This window comes from Streptomyces griseosporeus (genome assembly GCF_014656055.1).
In the GTDB taxonomy this organism is placed as follows: Bacteria; Actinomycetota; Actinomycetes; order Streptomycetales; family Streptomycetaceae; genus Streptomyces; species Streptomyces griseosporeus.
The window spans coordinates 431332-448650 of sequence record NZ_BNBR01000001.1; the positions used below are offsets into that span (position 1 = coordinate 431332).

At 73.8% G+C, this 17319-nt stretch carries 17 protein-coding genes; 9 read left to right on the forward strand and 8 right to left on the reverse strand.

Going from position 1 to position 17319, the window contains the following annotated elements:
* Window positions 1–160: 160 nt before the first annotated feature.
* The 4 genes from rph to IE308_RS01945 all read right to left on the reverse strand — a co-directional run bounded on the left by rph (window position 161) and on the right by IE308_RS01945 (window position 6254).
* Window positions 161–2797, reverse strand: coding sequence for a rifamycin-inactivating phosphotransferase (gene rph / locus IE308_RS01930; protein WP_190216309.1), 2637 nt, complete (start codon window positions 2795–2797; stop codon window positions 161–163).
* A gap of 330 nt (window positions 2798–3127) precedes the next feature.
* The gene (gene metX / locus IE308_RS01935; protein WP_190216310.1) at window positions 3128–4273 is read right to left on the reverse strand and encodes a homoserine O-acetyltransferase MetX; all 1146 of its coding nucleotides are present in this window, start codon (window positions 4271–4273) and stop codon (window positions 3128–3130) included.
* A complete protein-coding gene (locus IE308_RS01940) occupies window positions 4274–5635 on the reverse strand; it encodes a bifunctional o-acetylhomoserine/o-acetylserine sulfhydrylase (RefSeq protein ID WP_190216311.1) in 1362 nt (453 codons plus the stop codon).
* Window positions 5636–5810: 175 nt separating this feature from the next.
* Window positions 5811–6254: a DUF7144 family membrane protein gene (locus IE308_RS01945; protein WP_190216312.1), complete on the reverse strand. Its 444-nt coding sequence runs from the start codon at window positions 6252–6254 to the stop codon at window positions 5811–5813.
* 246 nt (window positions 6255–6500) lie between these two features.
* On the opposite strand from IE308_RS01945, the gene IE308_RS01950 reads away from it, so the two are divergent.
* From IE308_RS01950 to IE308_RS01960, 3 genes are all read left to right on the forward strand, one after another.
* The gene (locus IE308_RS01950; RefSeq protein ID WP_229908659.1) at window positions 6501–7007 is read left to right on the forward strand and encodes an FxLYD domain-containing protein; all 507 of its coding nucleotides are present in this window, start codon (window positions 6501–6503) and stop codon (window positions 7005–7007) included.
* A 53-nt stretch (window positions 7008–7060) separates the two neighbouring features.
* Window positions 7061–7579 (forward strand): potassium channel family protein, encoded by a 519-nt coding sequence (locus tag IE308_RS01955; protein WP_373314479.1) that lies wholly within the window; start codon window positions 7061–7063, stop codon window positions 7577–7579.
* Window positions 7580–7658: 79 nt separating this feature from the next.
* The gene (locus IE308_RS01960) at window positions 7659–8399 is read left to right on the forward strand and encodes a VOC family protein (RefSeq protein ID WP_190216313.1); all 741 of its coding nucleotides are present in this window, start codon (window positions 7659–7661) and stop codon (window positions 8397–8399) included.
* 28 nt (window positions 8400–8427) lie between these two features.
* On the opposite strand, the gene IE308_RS01965 is transcribed toward IE308_RS01960, so the two are convergent.
* Together IE308_RS01965 and IE308_RS01970 are read right to left on the reverse strand one after the other, a co-directional pair.
* Window positions 8428–9240, reverse strand: a complete 813-nt coding sequence (locus tag IE308_RS01965) for an SDR family NAD(P)-dependent oxidoreductase (protein WP_190216314.1) — start codon at window positions 9238–9240, stop codon at window positions 8428–8430.
* 65 nt (window positions 9241–9305) lie between these two features.
* Window positions 9306–9683 (reverse strand): ArsR/SmtB family transcription factor, encoded by a 378-nt coding sequence (locus IE308_RS01970; protein WP_190216315.1) that lies wholly within the window; start codon window positions 9681–9683, stop codon window positions 9306–9308.
* Window positions 9684–9795: 112 nt separating this feature from the next.
* On the opposite strand from IE308_RS01970, the gene IE308_RS01975 reads away from it, so the two are divergent.
* Window positions 9796–11061, forward strand: a complete 1266-nt coding sequence (locus tag IE308_RS01975; RefSeq protein ID WP_190216316.1) for an MFS transporter — start codon at window positions 9796–9798, stop codon at window positions 11059–11061.
* Between the two features lie 35 nt (window positions 11062–11096).
* On the opposite strand, the gene IE308_RS01980 is transcribed toward IE308_RS01975, so the two are convergent.
* Both IE308_RS01980 and IE308_RS01985 read right to left on the reverse strand, forming a co-directional pair.
* The gene (locus tag IE308_RS01980) at window positions 11097–11606 is read right to left on the reverse strand and encodes a flavodoxin domain-containing protein (RefSeq protein ID WP_190216317.1); all 510 of its coding nucleotides are present in this window, start codon (window positions 11604–11606) and stop codon (window positions 11097–11099) included.
* Between the two features lie 43 nt (window positions 11607–11649).
* Window positions 11650–12384 (reverse strand): CBS domain-containing protein, encoded by a 735-nt coding sequence (locus tag IE308_RS01985; protein WP_190216318.1) that lies wholly within the window; start codon window positions 12382–12384, stop codon window positions 11650–11652.
* Between the two features lie 423 nt (window positions 12385–12807).
* On the opposite strand from IE308_RS01985, the gene IE308_RS01990 reads away from it, so the two are divergent.
* From IE308_RS01990 to IE308_RS02010, 5 genes are all read left to right on the forward strand, one after another.
* Window positions 12808–13275, forward strand: coding sequence for a Crp/Fnr family transcriptional regulator (locus IE308_RS01990; RefSeq protein WP_190216319.1), 468 nt, complete (start codon window positions 12808–12810; stop codon window positions 13273–13275).
* A 97-nt stretch (window positions 13276–13372) separates the two neighbouring features.
* Window positions 13373–14281, forward strand: coding sequence for a pyridoxamine 5'-phosphate oxidase family protein (locus IE308_RS01995; RefSeq protein WP_190216320.1), 909 nt, complete (start codon window positions 13373–13375; stop codon window positions 14279–14281).
* A 29-nt stretch (window positions 14282–14310) separates the two neighbouring features.
* Window positions 14311–15189 (forward strand): potassium channel family protein, encoded by an 879-nt coding sequence (locus IE308_RS02000; RefSeq protein ID WP_190216321.1) that lies wholly within the window; start codon window positions 14311–14313, stop codon window positions 15187–15189.
* 204 nt (window positions 15190–15393) lie between these two features.
* The gene (ppk2, locus tag IE308_RS02005) at window positions 15394–16197 is read left to right on the forward strand and encodes a polyphosphate kinase 2 (RefSeq protein ID WP_190216322.1); all 804 of its coding nucleotides are present in this window, start codon (window positions 15394–15396) and stop codon (window positions 16195–16197) included.
* Entirely contained in the window at window positions 16194–17189 is a 996-nt protein-coding gene (locus IE308_RS02010) for a hypothetical protein (protein ID WP_229908660.1), read from the forward strand. Before ppk2 ends, IE308_RS02010 begins: the two co-directional genes overlap by 4 nt.
* Window positions 17190–17319 lie beyond the last annotated feature (130 nt).

Genomic DNA, 17319 nt, shown 5'->3' on the forward strand with positions numbered 1-17319 from the left:
CTCTTGGTCATGGGATCGGGCTGCCCGAGTACCCCCGGGTTCCGAGGATCAAGCCGTCAACTGACCTAAAGAGAACGGAGGTTGAGGATCCGGTTATCTCCGTGCCGGTGCGATGCGACCGACGGCCCGCCGGAACCGGGCCGACGGGCCGTCAGGTCGCTCACCCCAGGATCTCGACGTACCCGTCGCTTCCATGGACCCGGATCCGCTGCCCGTCCTGGATCAGCCGGGTCGCGTGGTGCACGCCCACGACGGCCGGCAGGCCGTACTCCCGGGCGATGACCGCCCCATGGGTCATCAGGCCGCCCACCTCCGTCACCAGTCCCGCGATGCCGACGAACAGCGGCGACCAGCTGGGGTCCGTGTACGTCGTGACCAGGATGTCGCCCGCGTCCAGCTCGGCGTCCGCGATGTCGTGGACGACGCGGGCCCTGCCCTCCACCGTTCCGCCGGAGACGGGCAGTCCGGCGAGGGCGCCCGGCGGCACGTCGTCGCGCCGGTACGCGCCGCTCAGGGCCTCGCCCTCCGAGGTGAGCACCCGGGGCGGGGTGAGCGCCTGGTACGCCCGGAAGGCCTCCTTGCGCCGCCGGACGATCCCCTCGTCCGCCCGCTGCGTGCGCACGACGTCGTGCAGCTCCTGGAAGGTGAGGTGGAAGACGTCTTCCCGCTCGGCGATCACGCCGCCCCGCACGAGGCGTTCGGCCTCTTCCAGGAGAGCCTGCTTGTAGATGAAGTAGCGGCTGATGATGTCGTACTTGGGGTACTCCCGGTAGCCGATGAAGGTCCGTACCCGGTCGATCATGCGCTTGGTCTCGTCGGCCTTCTCCGCCCCGTCCGGCAGGGCCCGCAAGCGCGCCAGCACGTCCTGTTCCTTCTCGTACGCCTCCTGCCGGCCCTGTTCGAAGCGCTGCCGGGCGGCGCCCGGTGCGAAGTTGCGGACGTTGTCGAGGAGGGCGGGCACGAGAGCGGTGGGGTGTTCGCGCCAGCGCGGCCGGGTGATGTCGATCTCGCCGACGCAGCGCATGCCGTACCGGTCGAGGTAGCCCTCGATGGCGTCGCGCGCCTCCGCCCCGCCCGGGAGGTCCGCCAGCTTCTCCAGGAAGGTGTCGTCCTCCCCGACGCCCTGGAGGAACGCCACCACCTCCGGATGGGGTCGGACGACGTCGGCGACGTCGAGCAGCGCCAGCCCCATCTCCGACGTGATGTTGTCGGGGGCGGACAGGGTGAGGGTGTCCGCCGCGTTCTTCTCCCCCAGCCATTCCTGGAGGTTGTCGTTGAGCCACCAGGTGGCCTCCATCCCCGCCATGATCACCTGAATGCTCAGGGGATCGCTGAGGACCCGCTTGTGCTCGACGAAGGCCTCCAGCAGGAAGTCGAACAGCTCCGGCCCGGACTTCCCGCGGATGTCGCGGCGCAGGGCGGCGAGGGACGCCTGGCTGCGCTCGATCAGCTCCTTGACGATGGCCGGGTCGGTCTCGACCGGGCCGGGGGCGCCCCCGGCCCCCTTCCCGGCCGCCGGCGGACGCCCGCCCGGGGCCTCCCCCGGCGCGTCGGGCGGCTCTGGGAGGAAGCCCTCGCGGTCGAGTACGGTCTCCAGCGCGTCCCTGGTCAGCGGATCGGACCGGCCCACCATCTCCAGCAGGGCGGTACGGCCCGCCGGCGAGGTCAGGCGCGCGGTGACGTCGACGAACAGCCTTCCGCCGGCCTCCAGCATCGGCGCCATGGCCGTCAGCTGCCACATGGTCAGGCCCAAGGGCCGCATCGCGTCGGTCATCATCTGCTGGTGACCGACGGACACGTAGACGTGGTTGTCCTCGTCGTCGGTCGCGGGGACGGGGAACAGCGTCGTGATGGGCCGGCTCTGGACGATCCGGAAGCCGGCCCCCGGCCCATCGGCCAGGCACCATTCGATGTCCTGCGGGCAGCCGAAGTGCGCCTCGATCCGCCGCCCGAGCCGTACCAGCTCCAGCACCTGGGCGTCCGTCAGCGCCGGCTGCTCCTGTCGCCGGGCCTCGACCGGCACGTCTCGCGTACCGCCGTCGGGCAGCGCCTGCACGGCGCGCTGTTTCGCGCCGATCGTCCTGTCGACGATCTCGTCGTCCCGCACGGTGAAGACGTCCGGGTTGACCAGCCCGGAGACCAGGGCCTCGCCGAGCCCGAACGCGGCCTCCACGGTGGCCGTCCTCCGGTGGCCCGAGACCGGATCGGCCGTGAACAGGACACCCGCCGCCTGCGGGAAGACCATCTGCTGCACGACCACGCCCATGCGCACGGCACGGTGGTCGATGCCGTTGCGCAGGCGGTAGGTCACGGCCCGCTCGGTGAACAACGAGGCCCAGCACCGGCTGAGATGCCGGAGGACCTCTTCCGTCCCGACGACGTTCAGGTACGTGTCCTGCTGGCCGGCGAAGGAGGCCGTCGGCAGGTCCTCCGCGGTCGCGCTCGACCGGATCGCGAAGGCGGTCCCCTCGCCGAACCGGTCGAGACCCCGCACGACCACCTCCGCCAGGTCGCCGGGTACGGCGATGCCTTCGACGGTCCGGCGGATCCGCGCGCTGAGCGTGCGGATCGCCTCCCGGTCGTCCGGACGCACGCGCGCCAGCTCGTCCAGCTGCTCCTCGACCGCCGGCTCCTGCTCCACGACCCGCCGGAACGCGTCCGTCGTCACGCAGAAGCCGTCCGGCACGCGGATGCCGTCGATCCGCGCCAGCGCGCCCAGGTGCGCGCCCTTGCCGCCGACGACCGCGCGCCGCGACGCGTCCACCTCGTGCAGATCCAGCACGTACGGCCCGGTCATCGCGACACCTCCGGGACCGCACTCGCCTTCCGGGCCCTTGCCTTCCACAACCGCCTCGCCCCCGTCGACCGCCTTCCCTCTGACAACTGCCTTCCCTCCGACGAGACGGACGGCGCGCTCGCGCGCCCCCCGCACGTCGACAACAGCACCGGCACGCGTGCCCTCATTTCCGCAGGTTGTGGCCTTGGCGGACGATTCTGCGCGGTGACCGGGGCCTTGCCGCAAGCCCCCCTGGCTGCTATACGTTGAGAAGGGCAGGGAGATATCGACGTCTCCTTGCCTTCGTCGTTTCGTGGCCCCGGCGCGTGAGGCACCGCCGTCAGCCGACGCTCACCCCAGCAACTCCCGCACGAGCGCGGCCACCTGCTCCGTCTCGATGAGGAAGCCGTCGTGCCCGTACGGCGACTCCACCACCCGCAGCCGGTCGGCGCCCGGGATGAGTGCGGCCAGCTCCGCCTGCTGGGCCGGCGGGTAGAGGCGGTCGGAGTCCACTGCTGCGACCAGGGTCGGGGCCGTCACCCGGCGCAGGGCGGAGCGTACGCCGCCGCGGGCGCGGCCCACGTCGTGGGCGTTCATCGCCTCGGTCAGGACGACGTAGCTCGCCGCGTCGAAGCGCCGTACCAGCTTGGCCGCGTGGTGGTCGAGATAGGACTCCACCTGGTAGCGGCCGCCGCGCCACGGATCCTCGGTCTGCTGCGGCAGACGGCCGAAGCGCACCTGGAGTTCCGGCTCGCTGCGGTAGGTGACGTGGGCGAGGCGACGGGCCAGTCCCAGGCCGGCGTGCGGCCCGCGGCCGGTGTCGTGGTAGTCGCCGCCCTGCCAGTGCGGGTCGCCGCGGACGGCCCGCAGCTGGATGTGCGCCCAGGCGATCTGTTCGGCGCTCGCGGCCGCCGCCGTGGCGAGCAGGAGCAGGGCGCCCGTGCGCGCCGGGTGGGACACCGCCCACTCCACGGCCCGCATCCCGCCCATCGAGCCGCCGACGACCAGGGCCCACCGGTCGATGCCGAGCGCGTCCGCGAGTCCGGCCTCGGCGGCCACCTGGTCGCGCGGGGTCAGGAACGGGAAGGCGCCGCCCCAGGGCCGCCCCCCGTCGGGGTGCCGGGAGGCCGGTCCCGTGCTGCCCTGGCAGCCGCCGAGGACGTTGGGCGCGACCACGAACCAGCGGTCGGTGTCCAGCGCCCGGCCCGGCCCGACCAGGGCGTCCCACCAGCCCGGCGTCGGGTGCCCGGGCCCGGCGGGGCCGCAGACGTGGCTGTCCCCGGTGAGCGCGTGCAGGACGAGGACGGCGTTGGAGCGGTCCGGTGCGAGCTGCCCCCAGGTCTCGAACGCGAGGCGTACGCCGGGGAGTTCACCGCCCGCCTCCAGCGGCAGCGGCTTCTCGGCGTCGTACCACCGGCGCCGGCCGGGCGGGTCCCCCTCCCGCCAGGCGCCGGTGGCCGGCGGCAGGGGAACCTCGGCAGCGGCGACGGCCGGCACCTACGCGCCCTTGGCCGCGCGGAAGCCGGCCTCCAGGTCCGCCTTCAGGTCGGCGAGCGACTCGATGCCCACCGACAGACGGACCAGCCCGGGCGCGGTACCGGTCGCCGCCAGCTGCTCCTCGTCCAGCTGGCTGTGCGTGGTGGACGCCGGGTGGATGATCAGGCTGCGCACGTCACCGATGTTGGCGAGGTGGCTGAACAGCTCCACGCCGTCCACGAACCGCTTGCCCGCCTCGACACCGCCGCGCAGCTCGAAGGAGACGACGGCACCCGCGCCGCGCGGCAGGTACCTCTGCCCGGCCTCGTACCAGGGGCTGGACGGCAGGCCCGCGTAGTGGACGGCGGCGACCTCGTCGCGCTGCTCCAGCCATTCGGCGAGCGCCTGGGCGTTGGCCGTGTGCCGCTCGATGCGCAGGCTCAGCGTCTCCACCCCTTGCAGCAGCAGGAACGCGGAGTGCGGGGAGAGGGCCGGACCGAGGTCGCGCAGCAGCTGCACCCGCAGCTTGATCGCGTACGCGCCGGGGCCGAGCGCGGGCCAGTAGCGCAGGCCGTGGTAGCTGGGGTCCGGCTCGGTGAAGTCCGGGAACCGGTCGGCGTGCGCGCCGAAGTCGAACGTGCCGCCGTCGACGACCACGCCCGCGACGGCCGTGCCGTGCCCGCCGAGGAACTTGGTCGCGGAGTGCACGACGATGTCCGCGCCGTGCTCCAGCGGCCGCAGCAGGTACGGGGTCGGCACCGTGTTGTCCACGATGAGCGGCACGCCCGCCGCGTGCGCCACGTCGGCCACCGCCCGCACGTCGAGCACGTTGCCGCGCGGGTTGCCCAGCGACTCGGCGAACAGCGCCTTGGTGTTGGGCCGGACCGCCGCCCGCCAGGCCTCCGGGTCGTCCGGGTCGTCGACGAAGGACACCTCGATGCCGAGCCGGGGCAGGGTGTGGCGGAACAGGTTGTAGGTGCCGCCGTACAGCGAGGTGCTGGAGACGATGTGGTCGCCGGCGCCCGCCAGGGTGAGGATCGCCAACGTCTCCGCCGCCTGCCCCGACGCCAGCGCCACGGCCGCCACACCGCCCTCCAGCGCGGCGATCCGCTGCTCGAACACGTCCTGGGTGGGGTTGTGGATGCGGGTGTAGATGTTGCCGGGCTCGGCGAGCGAGAACAGGTCGGCGGCGTGCCGGGTGTCCCGGAACACGAACGAGGTGGTCTGGTAGATCGGCGTGGCGCGGGCACCGGTGGCGGGGTCGGGCGCGGCACCGGCATGGACCTGCCTGGTCTCGAACGACCAGGCCGAGGTGTCGGGTCCGGCCGGCGGCTCCTCGGGCGTGTGTCCGGCGGTGACGGAGTCGATGGGCTGGCTGCTCATGGTGCTCCTCGTGCGGGGAGAGCGGCGTGACGTGCGACGAGGAAAGCACGGCCGGACCTGCGGGAACACGGCGAATGCCCCGCGCGCAACGAGGAGTTCACGAACGACACACGCCCGTAAGGCGGGCGTCGCACGACGGCCCTTCTTCGCTTCGGGGACGCCCGCCCCGTGGCCCCTACCGGCGGGCCGGCTCGGGTTCGTAGGAGGCCAGGGCCCAGATCACGAACACGTCGAGAGCCATCATGATGACCGACCACACCGGCTGGTACGGCAGGAACATGAACTGGGCGATCAGGCTCAGCGACGCTAGCGCGATACCGACCGCGCGGGCCCAGGTGGCCCCGGAGAGGATGCCCACGCCGGCGCAGGCGGCGATGGCGCCGAGGATGACCAGGATCCAGCCCCAGCCGGTGAGGTTGATCTCGTAGACGTAGCTGCCGATCCGCTCGTACACGTCGTCCTCGGCGATCGCGGCGATGCCCTGGAGGACGGCCAGGATGCCGTTGAGGAGCAGCAGGACACCCGCGAACGTCGCTCCGCCGGTGACCCAAGGACTGCGTCCGGTGGAGGCGGGGCGGTGGTCGCCCGTGGTCGATCCCGAGTGGGGCTGTGCGGTCATGGTCGCGCTCCGTTCTCGTCCGGCCGGCGGCGCCGGTCGGCGTCCGCCTGCCTGTTCGACCATCCGTGCCGGGGCGCGGGGCGGCCATGAGGGGTACGCCGTCCGGGTGAGGCGGGGGCGCGGGCGGTCCGGCGCTGTTGGGGTGAATGTCCGGGTACCGGCTGTCGCTCCCGGCCGCCTGCGCATGCGGCCGGGGGGTGGCGCCAGTTCACTGGGGAGAGCCAACCGGATCGGGCAGGAGGCGGCATGAGTGGACGGATGACCCGGGGTACGGCGGCCGTGGTGCTGACGGCGGTGCTGGGCGCCGGGGTGGGCGGCTGCTCGGACGACGGGGGTGGCGTGTCCGGCGCGGCGAGCAAGGCCGCCTCGGTGGGCGCCGAAGTCACCGCCGCCGCCTCGTCGCTGGCGTCCCAGGGCGCCTCGGCGCTGGCCTCGGCCACCGCCGAGGTCCGGCGCAAGCTGGACTCGGTCAAGGGGGGCGTCGACGCCAGGGACGACGTGAAGCTCGGGAAGCCCGCCACGGACGGCGACGGACGGACGACGGTTTCCGTCACGGCACGCAACACCGCGGACGGCAAGAAGTCCTTCGCCGTGCAGGTCGACTTCCAGGACGGCGACGGGAAGCTGCTCGACACGGTGCTGGTGACCGTCCGCGACGTGGCCGCGGGCGCCTCCGGCGAGGCGACGGCGCGCAGCACGCACCGTCTCTCCGGGAGCGTGCAGGTGCGGGTCGCGACGGCGCTGCGGTACTGATCGGGGCGGCAGGGCTGCCTCGCGTGAACGGCTCGCCCCGCTCGCCGGGTCCGCTGCCCGGTTCCGGCCGGACCGGGCAGGTGGCCGCCGCCGTGCTCCTGGTGGCCGTGGCTGTCGCCGGCTACTTCCTGCTGCCGCTGCACCGGTTGGGCCCGGAGCGGCCGGTGCTGAGCTGGTCGCTGTTCTGTACGACGCTGGGGATGATCGGTGCCCTGATCCTGCGCCAGATCCGTGAAGTCCTGCTCGACCGGCCAGGGACCCGCCCGGGCATCCTCCTGCCGCTCCTGGTCTGCGTGTCGGTCCTCGTCTTCGCGGGCGCCTACTACGTCCTGGCCCGTCGGCCGGGCGAGATCACCGGCATCCGCACCCGCCTCGACGCCCTGTACTTCACGCTGGTGACGCTGGCGACCATCGGCTACGGCGACATCACACCGCAGGGGCAGTCGGCCCGCGGTGTGGCGGTCGTACAGATCCTGTACAACTTCGTGTTCCTCACCGCGGCGGCGACGGCCCTCAGCCGCCGGGTGCGCCGCGCGGTCGAGACCCGCCACGGGTCGCGGGAGGACTCCTGAACGGGTGCACCGGGCGGCCGGTCGGGCGGGCGGTTCGGCGCACTCGTGAGCCGTCGCCCTGCGCTCATAGGATCCCGGCATGGCACTGCGTCCCGTTCAGGTGAACCTCAAGGCCGTCGACCACCGGGCGGTCGGCCGGTTCTGGGCCGAAGCGCTCGGCTGGAGCGCCTACCGGCCCGGTGCGACCACCTACGTGGGGCCCGACGGTGGCTTCGTCTGGCCGGATCCGGTGGTCGTCGGGATCAACACCGTTCCCGTTCCGGAGCCCAAGCCGGATGCGAAGAACCGTGTGCATCTCGATCTCGCCACCACCTCCGCGGCCCATCAGGCGGAGCTGGTCGCGCGGCTGGAGGCGCTGGGGGCCGTGCGGGTCGACGTGGGGCAGGGGGACGTGCCGTGGACGGTGCTCGCCGATCCCGAGGGCAACGAGTTCTGTGTGCTGGAGCCACGGGACGTCTACCGGGACACCGGGCCGATCGCCGCGGTGGTGGTCGACTGCGCGGACCCGCGGGCCATGGCCCGGTTCTGGGGTGCGGCGATCGACTGGACCGTGCGCGAGGTGACCGACGCGTCCGCGGTGCTGCGGTCCGCCCGGGACGTCGGACCGTACCTGGAGTTCCTCCGCGTGCCCGGCGGGCAGGCCGGACCCGGCCGGGTCCACCTCGATCTGCTGCCGTACCCGGGTGACGACAAGGAGGCGGAGGTGGCCCGGCTGCGGGCGCTCGGTGCCGCCGACCTCGACCTCGGCCAGGGGGACGTGCCGTGGACGTGCCTGGTCGATCCGGAGGGGCACGATTTCTGTGTTCTCGCCCTGTCCTGACAGACCTTGAGGAGCGTGGACCCGGACGTCAGGCCTCGTCGCCGCGCGGCGTGACGCGGAAGGCGAAGGGAACGGTCCCCGGGTCCAGTGCCGTCGCTCCCCCGTCCACGGTCAGGACGGCACCGTTGACGAAGGACGCGGCCGGCGACAGCAGCCAGGCGATGGCCTCGGCGACCTCCTCCGGGTCGCCGGGGCGGCGGGCCGGCAGGAGGCGGGTGGCCTCCTCGTACGCTTCCTCCAGGGAGCCGGAGCCGCTCTCCTCGGCGAACCGGGTCATGCGGCGGTCGGCCATCTCCGTGCGTACCCAGCTGGGGCACACGGTGTTGGCCCGCAGGCCCTGCGGGCCGTAGTCCACGGACAGCGAACGGCACAGCTGCAGCAGCGCCGCCTTGGACGTGGCGTAGGCGGCGTTGCCGACGCCGTTGCGCAGGGCCGAGACCGAGGCCACGGCGACGACCGAGCCCTTGGCGCGGAGCAGGTGCGGCAGGGCCTCCCGCATCAGCAGGAACGGGCCCGTGAGGTTGGTCCGCAGGACCAGGTCCCAGTCCTCGTCCGACAGTTCACCGACGCCCCCGCTGCGGCCCACGCCCGCGTTGACGACCAGGCCGTCGAGCCGGCCGAAGCGCTCGACGGCGGTGTCCACCAGGTGCCGTACCGCGTCCGGGTCGGTCGTGTCGGCCGGGCAGGCCAGCGCGCCGGTCTCCTCGGCGACGCGCCGCAACGGCTCCGGCCGGCGGCCGGAGACGACGACCTCGTGCCCGGCCGCCCGGAGCAGGCGCGCCGTCGCCGCGCCGATCCCGGTGCCGCCTCCCGTCACCACCACAACACGCTGATCCACCATGTGAGTTGGGCCTCCCGTCGGGCTCGGATCACAGAGACGTGATCCTATGCGGCGGCGGTGCGGGGTCAGCGCTGCGGGGTCCAGGCCGCCACCAGGTCCAGCAGACCGGGGAAGCGGGCGTTCAGGTCGTCGATGCGGACGTGGCTGCGGCGTTCGAGCCCGTACTGGCGCTGGCGCGTGACCCCCGCTTCCCGCAGCGCCTTGAAGTGGTGTGTGAGCGACGACTTGGGCCGGTCCAGCCCGAACCAGCCGCAGGTGTGGTCGAAGTCCTCCGACTCCAGGAGGAGTTTGCGGACGATGGTCAGCCGCAGGGGGTCGCTGAGGGCGCCGAGGACGGTCTCCAGGCGCAGTTCGTCGACGCTCGGCTCCGGCAGCGGTTCGGGCAGGCCGGGCGGCTCGGGGATCACCTTGATGGACGGTGAGGCCGTCGTCGTCGCGGGCATCGCTCACTCCTCGTCATGCCGACTAGTACGAGTTTCATCGTACAGCCTGCTAAGTTCGACTCGACTCGTACTGCTGCCGGGGAACCGGCACCGAGGATCGGGAGGAACAGTCATGTCCGAAACCGGGACCGTGCCCGCCCAGGCCGCCGACGGGCGGCGACGACGTCCGGACAGCGCGGGGGCCGGCGGGCGGGCGGTCGCCCCGCTGTGGTGGGTGTGGCTGGCGGCGTGGCCGGTTACGGCCGTGTTCGTGCTCTCCAACGCGGCGACCCCGCTGTACGTGCTGTGGCAGCGCGACATCGGCTTCTCCAAGGGCACCCTGACCGTGGTGTTCGCCTGCTACATCGTCGGCCTCGTCGGCTCGCTGCTGGTCTCCGGCGTGGTGTCCGACCGGGTCGGCCGCAAGTCCGTCCTGCTGCCCGCGCTGACGCTCGCGCTCACCGCCTGCCTGATCTTCGCGACCGCCACCAGCGTGGCCGCGCTGATCGTGGCGCGGCTGCTCACCGGGGTCGCGGTGGGTGCCGTCGTCTCGGCCGGGATGGCCGCGGTGACCGATGTCGCCGGACCCGGACGCAAGCGCGTCGCCGCACTGCTCGCGTCCTGCGCGATGGTCTTCGGCGCCGGGCTCGGCCCGCTCCTCGCGGGGGTGCTCTCCGAGACGGCGCCCGCGCCGACCGTGACCGTCTTCGTCGTCGAGGCCGTGCTCCTCGGCACGGCGCTGCTGTGCGTCCTGCGGATGCCGGTACGTCGTCCCGAGGCCCGCGGCACCGGCGCATGGGTACGGGTGCCCGGCGTCCCGCGCGGCCACGGCCGTCGACTCGCCCTCGGCATCGCGGTGTTCGCGCCCGGCATCACCGCCACGTCCTTCGTGCTCTCGCTCGGCCCCTCACTCCTGTCGGGGATCCTCGGCACCGGCAACCGGGTCGTCGCCGGCACCATGGCCTTCGCGATGTTCCTCGCCGCGACGGGCGTGCAGTTCGCCGTCCAGCGGCTGCGCCGCCGCACCGTCCTCGTGGCCGGTGCCGTGAGCACCACGCTGAGCATGGTCGTGCTGGTCGTGTCCGTGCACACCTCGGCCGTGGCGGCCCTCGTCCTCGCCGCGCTGCTGGCCGGTGCCGGCCAGGGAATGGGCCAGCTGGGCGGTCTGTCACTGCTCAACTCCGGCATTCCGCCGCAGCGCCTCGCCGAGGCCAACGCGGCGCTGAACGTGGGCGGTTACCTCCCGGCCGGCCTCCTGCCCGTCTCCGCCGGCTACCTCAGCGACGCCGTGGGCCTGACCGACGGCACGACGACGTTCGCCGCCGTCCTCGCGGGCCTTGCCGTCGGCGGAGGCCTGCTCGTCCTCGTCACACGACGACGGGTGACGGACCCGGTCTGACGGGACGCCCTCGCTGTCTTCCCGTCCTCCCCCTGTCACACCTCCGATCGCACCCGGGTCAGCTCCCCCGCGACCCCGGCGGCCCAGCCCTCGATCCGGTGGAAGTCGCGGAAGTCACCGCCCTTTCCGTTCTTCAGGAGCATCCGGGCCACCCACCCCCGCGCGCCCTCCTCCAGACGGCCGCCGAAGGTGACGTGCTCGCGGGCGTCGAGCCGGTCCATGATGCGCCGGACGCCGGGCACGGGCGGGACGTCCCGCTCGCCGGCCGAGGGGTCGAGTGGGCCGCTGCTGAACAGCCACACGGGCCGTCCGGCCAGAGCCCGTCGGTTTCGGCGGGCGAAGCGCCGGGCGTCCTTGTGCCAGCGTCCGGCGTACAGCGCACCGCCGATCACCACGGCGTCGTACGGGGACACGTCCTTCACCGTCCCGGCGGGCCGGGTCTCGACGGTCAGTCCCTCCTTGCTCAGCACCGCGGCGACGGCGTCGGCGATCTCCGCGGTCGATCCGTTGGTCGACCCGTGGACGACCAGCACGGTCGCGTTCATGGCGGCCTCCTTCGGTTGGGTGGGCGCGGTCGGCGGGGCTCGGTCACAGCCGGCGCGGCCAGCCGTCGGCGACGCCGCGCACAGCGGGCTCGGCGGGCCGGATGCGGCGGCTGTCGTCCAGGCGGTGGGTGAGCCGGTCGACGACCGCGACCACTCCGTCGATCTGCTGGGTCATGGACAGGACGATCTCCCGTTCGCTGCGGCGTTCGACCTCCCCGAAGAGGGTGACGACGCCCTCCGTCACGGAGACGCCGATGCCGCGCGGAGCCAGTGACAGGGCGCCTACCAGCACGTCGCCGACGACCCTGCGGCGGATCTCGTCGTCGGGCCGCAGGAACACGGCCAGCAGGTCGCGCCGGGTGACGATGCCGGTGAGGCGGTTCTCGGCGTCGAGGACGGGCAGCCGTTCGACGCGGTGCCGGACCATGGAGCGGGCGGCCTCGGCGATGGTGGCGTCGGCGGGGACGGTCACGGGCGGTGCGCTCATCAGCTGACCTGCCGTACGGGCCCGGGCCTTGGCGGCGCGCCTGCGCCCGTCCCGGGTCAGGGCGGCGAGCCGCAACCGCCTCGGAGGCTCGTCCTGGCGGGGGCCGTCGGCCTGCCGGGCGAGCAGGTCCGTCTCCGAGACGACGCCGATGACCCTGCGGTCCTCGTCGACCACCGGGAGTCCGCTGACGCCGTGCTCGGCGAGCAGCCGCGCCACCTCTTTGAAGGGGGTGCCGTACGTGGCACTGACGACCTCGGTCGTCATCACGGATGCGACCTTGTCGTGCTTCATGGCTGTCTTCTTCCTCAGCGCGTTTCGTCGGTCACCGCTCATCTCCTCCGGGATCGGTCGTCACTTCGAGCGTGCGCCGCGGGCGCCCACAGACCCAGGGGCTGACCGGGGACGACAGGGGGGCCGGTCGGCCCTGACCCGTGGGACCTGTCGGACCGGGCCGGTCCCACGGGCGCAGGCGGCGGACGCGGCCGGCGGGGTTACGACCGTCCAGCGGGCGTGGGAGGAAGGGCACGTGGGCGCGGCCGGCGGGGCGAGGCGGCTTTCCCAAGGCAGGCGGGGCCCGGCTCGGCGGTGGCGTCCGCCGAGCGGCCCGGGCCTGGGGCCGAGTGGACGGTGGCCGCGGCGCGGGTCCGCGGGCACGCTGGAGATACCGGGTCCTCGCTGGAGGTACCGGGTCCTCTCTCACCCTGGAGGCACGTCATGAACGCTCCGGCCTCGACGAGCATGCTGCGGGCGCTGGCGCCCGAGCACCGGACCATGCTGCTGGGGACGGCGCGCGAGGTGTCGTTCCCCCAGGGTTCCAGGCTGTTCGAGGAGGGTGGCCGGGCCGACCGCTTCTGGGTCGTCCGCAGCGGCGTCGTCGATCTCGACCTGCACGTGCCCGGCCGCCGGGCGGCCGTCATCGAGTCGCTCGGCCACGACGACCTGCTCGGCTGGTCCTGGCTGTACGGCCCGCACGTCTGGCGCCTGGGCGCGGGGGCCGCCACGCCGGTGCGGGCCCACGAGTTCGACGCGGCGGCCGTGCGCGACCTGTTCCGCCGTGACCCCGCCTTCGGCCTGGCCGTCTCCCAGTGGGTCGGCGAGGTCGTAGCCGACCGCCTGCACGCCGCCCGGAGCCGGCTGCTGGAGTTGTACGGCCCCACGGCGGCGTCGGCCTGGACCGAGTGACCAAGGCCTCGGCGCCCAGGACAGCCGTCCGTGCCGTGCGGTGGCCGGTCCGCCATGGCACGTTGGAGGCACCATCCCCGCGAGAGAGGGCAGCGCCATGCGAGCTCGGCTCGGCGACCGCCTCGTCATCGAGAGCCCGGCGACCGGTGCCCCCGTGCGCGACGGCGAGATCGTCGGCCTGCACCACGCGGACGGGACACCGCCGTACGACGTCCGCTGGTCGGACACGGACGACGTGACGCTCGTCCATCCGGGACCCGACGCCCGTATCCGGCACACCGCCGGGCCGGGCGGTGAACCCGCCGGGGGCGGGGCGGACGAGGCACCGGCGCCCCACGCGGGCGGCCCGCCGGGTGGGGTCAACCCCGGCGACATCGGCCGGCGCGTCGCGCTGGAGCGGCGACGGCAGGGGCTCACCCGCGAGGAGACCGCCCGGCGCGCCCGCATGTCGCCCGAGTATCTGGCGTACCTGGAGCAGCAGCCCGCGGACCCGAGTCCCGCGACGCTCGTGTCCCTGGCGGACGCCCTGCACACCACCGTGAGCGCCCTGCGGGGGGCGGGCCTCGACCTGCCGCCCGGGCAGGGCCGGGCGCTGCTGCACCCCCGGCTCGACGACCTGGGCCCCGAGGAGTGCCGGGCCCTGCTCTCCACGCACGGGGTGGGGCGTGTCGCGGTGTCGGCGCCGGACGGCCGCCCGGTGATCGTCCCGGTCAACTACGACGTCGTCGACGACGCCATCGTCTTCCGCACCCGGCCCGACGCGCTGCCGGCCGCGGCCGTCGGGGCCGAGACCGCCTTCGAGGTCGACCACGTGGACGAGGCGCTGAGCCAGGGCTGGAGCGTGCTCGCCCTGGGGCCGGCGAGCGCCGTCACGGACCCGGAGGCCGTGCGGCGGCTCACCCGGACGGCGCACAGCACCCCCTGGGCGGGCGGCGAGCGCGAGATGTGGGTGTCGATCCGCCCCACGACGCTGACCGGCCGCCGCATCACCTCCGCCGACCGGTAGGCCCGAGCGCCGGGAGGCCGGGAGATGCCATGAAGTGGTCGGTGTCGCTGCTGGGTGCCGGGCTCGTCCTGGTCGTCCTGCGGGACCTGTTCCACACGTTGTGGCATCCGACCCGGCACGGCGGTCTGAGCCGCCTCGTCATGACGGCCCTGTGGCGGCTGTCCCGGCGGGTGCGGCCGCGCCGGCGTGTGGCGGGGCTCGTGGGACCGCTCGCCATGGTCACCGTGGTCGTCATGTGGGCCGCGACGGTCGTCCTGGGCTGGGCGATCATCTACTGGCCCCACATGCCGGGCGCCTTCCGCTTCGCCCCGGGTTCGGAGGCGGCCCGGGCGCCGTCCGCGCTCGACTCCGTCTACCTGTCCCTGGTCACCGTGGCCACGCTCGGGCTGGGCGACATCGCCCCCGCCGAGGGGTGGCTGCGCGTGGTCTCACCGCTGGAGGCCCTGGTCGGCTTCGCGCTGCTCACGGCCGCCGTCTCCTGGGTGCTGGAGATCTACCCGGCGTTGTCCCGCCGGCGCGCGCTGGCCGTGCGGCTGGCGCTGCTGCGCGAGGCGGACCCGACGCCCCGGCAGCTCGACAACACGGCGGGCGCGCTGCTGCTGGACGGGCTGGCCGGCGAAGTGGTGCGGGTGCGGGTGGACTTCACGCAGTACGCGGAGGCCTACTACTTCCACGACGGGGAGGACCGGGCGTCGTTCGCGGCGATGGCCGGGTTCGCCGGTGCCCTCGCCGAGCGCGGGCAGCGGGCAGGGCGCCCGGAGGTCCGGCTGGCCGGTGAGCTGTTGGCCGCCGCGCTGCGGGACCTCGCCGCCGTACTCGACCAGCGTTTCCTGCACACGGGCGGCGCGCCGGCGGAGGTCTTCGCCGCGTACGCCGCCGACCACGACGGTGGCCCTGCCCGACGGTGACCGGCGGTCGCGAGCAACGGCCCCCACCGCGGGGTCGCGAGCCGCCGGCCCGGTGATCGCCTCGACCGCTGTGATCGCTCGGGCCGGTGTGCCTACACTGCCCACGTCCGGCGTGCCGCGAGGCGGGCGCACCGGCGCGTACGGCCCCGGACGGGCCGGCGGTCGGCCCCCTCGCGTCCCGGGGTGACCAGGAAGGCGGTCCGTATGAGCGGCAAGCGGGCGGCGAAGGTGCCGCGCTCGGTCTACGAGAAGGAACTGCTGCGGCTCCAGACGGAGTTGGTGAAGGTCCAGGAGTGGGTGAGGGCCGAGGGCGCCCGGCTGGTGGTGGTCTTCGAGGGCCGGGACGCGGCCGGCAAGGGCGGCACGATCAAGCGGGTCGCCGAGCACCTCAACCCCCGGGTGGCCCGTATCGCGGCGCTGCCGAAGCCGACCGAGCGCGAGCGCACCCAGTGGTATTTCCAGCGGTACGCGGAGCAGCTGCCGGGCGCGGGAGAGATCGTGCTGTTCGACCGCTCCTGGTACAACCGGGCCGGCGTGGAGCGGGTGATGGGCTTCTGCACCGACGAGGAGTACCAGCGCTTCCTGCGTCAGTGCCCCGTCTTCGAGCGGATGCTCGTGGAGGACGGGATCCTGCTGCGCAAGTACTGGTTCTCGGTGAGCGACAAGGAGCAGCAGAAGCGGTTCCGGCGCCGCATGGAGGACCCGCTGCGCCGCTGGAAGCTCTCGCCGATGGACCTGGAGTCGATCACGCACTGGGAGGCGTACTCCCGGGCCAAGGACACGATGATGGCGCACACCGACATCCCCGACGCGCCGTGGTACGTGGTGGAGAGCGACGACAAGCGGCGCGCCCGGCTGAACATGATCGCGCATCTGCTCGACTCCCTGCCCTACCACGACGTTCCGCCCCCGGCCCTGGAGCTGCCGCCGCGCCCGCCGTCCACGGGATACGAACGCCCTCCGCGCGAAGAGCGGAACTACGTCCCGGACCACGCGGCGGATCTGTGACGGCTGCCCTCCCGCACCCGGCACACGGGGTGCGGCACAGCGACGTCACGGGGGACGACGGCACGTGGGCGGGGCTGTGCCTGGACGTCCGGGACGGTGGCCGGCGGCCGGGGCTGTGCGTGTTCCGTGCCGGGCAGCGGCTGCTGCTGTCCCAGCTGTCGCGGCCCGTGCTGCTCGCCGTCGTCGACGAAGACCTGCAGGGCGTGGACTTCTGGCGCACCGACGGGTACCGCTCGCTCGTTCCGCCGCTGCGCGCGGACACGGCGCGTGCGCTGGCGGGCAGTCCGCGGCGGTGGGCGCACCGCTTCGCGCGGCACCTCGCCGGAGCGGCGGAGGGCCCGCTGCACGAGGGCCGCTGGCTGCTGTCGTACGACAGTCCGCTCGCCCGTTGGCGCCACCCCGGCGACTCGCACGCGCGGCACTGGCGCTCGATGCTCGTCGAGGGTCATCCCGACGGGTACGTCGACTGGTTCCTGCACGCGCACGCATGGGAGATCCTGCCGCTGCGGCCGGTGCCGGACGCCGACGACGGCCGGGTCAAGGCGTACCGCAAGCAGGCCCGTGACGGGACGCTGCCGCCTGTGCTGTTGTGGTGGGTGAGCGGCCTGGACTGCCATCTCGTCCTGGACGGACACGCGCGCCTCGCCGCGGCGATCGCCGAGTCCGTCGAGCCTGCGGTGCTGCAGCTGCGGCGCGCGCTGCCGCGCGACGAGCTGGCCGCGGGCGTCGAGGAGGCCGCGGAGTCCTACGAGCGTGAACTGGCCCGCTTCGCCGGGCTCCGCGCCGTGCACGGTTCCGCCGTCCCGGACGGCGCCGCCGTCGCCGGACCCCGGCTCGCCCGCCGCCTGCACCACCTGCACACCGCGCAACGGCCGACGTGGTCCTGGCCGCTGCCCGGCGGGGAGGAGCGGTGGCGGCGGATCGCACGGGAGACGACCGACGGCACGGCCTGGCCCGCCGCCTCGTACGGAGACCCGCCCGCCGCGTCGTGAGCGGGGCGGGTGCGGCCTTGTCGTGAGCGGGGCGGTGCGGCGTTCTCGTGAGCCGGGCGGGCGCGGCCTTCTCGTGAGCGGGCCGGTGCGGCCATCTCGTGAGCGGGCGGGCCGGTGCGGCCTGGCGTCA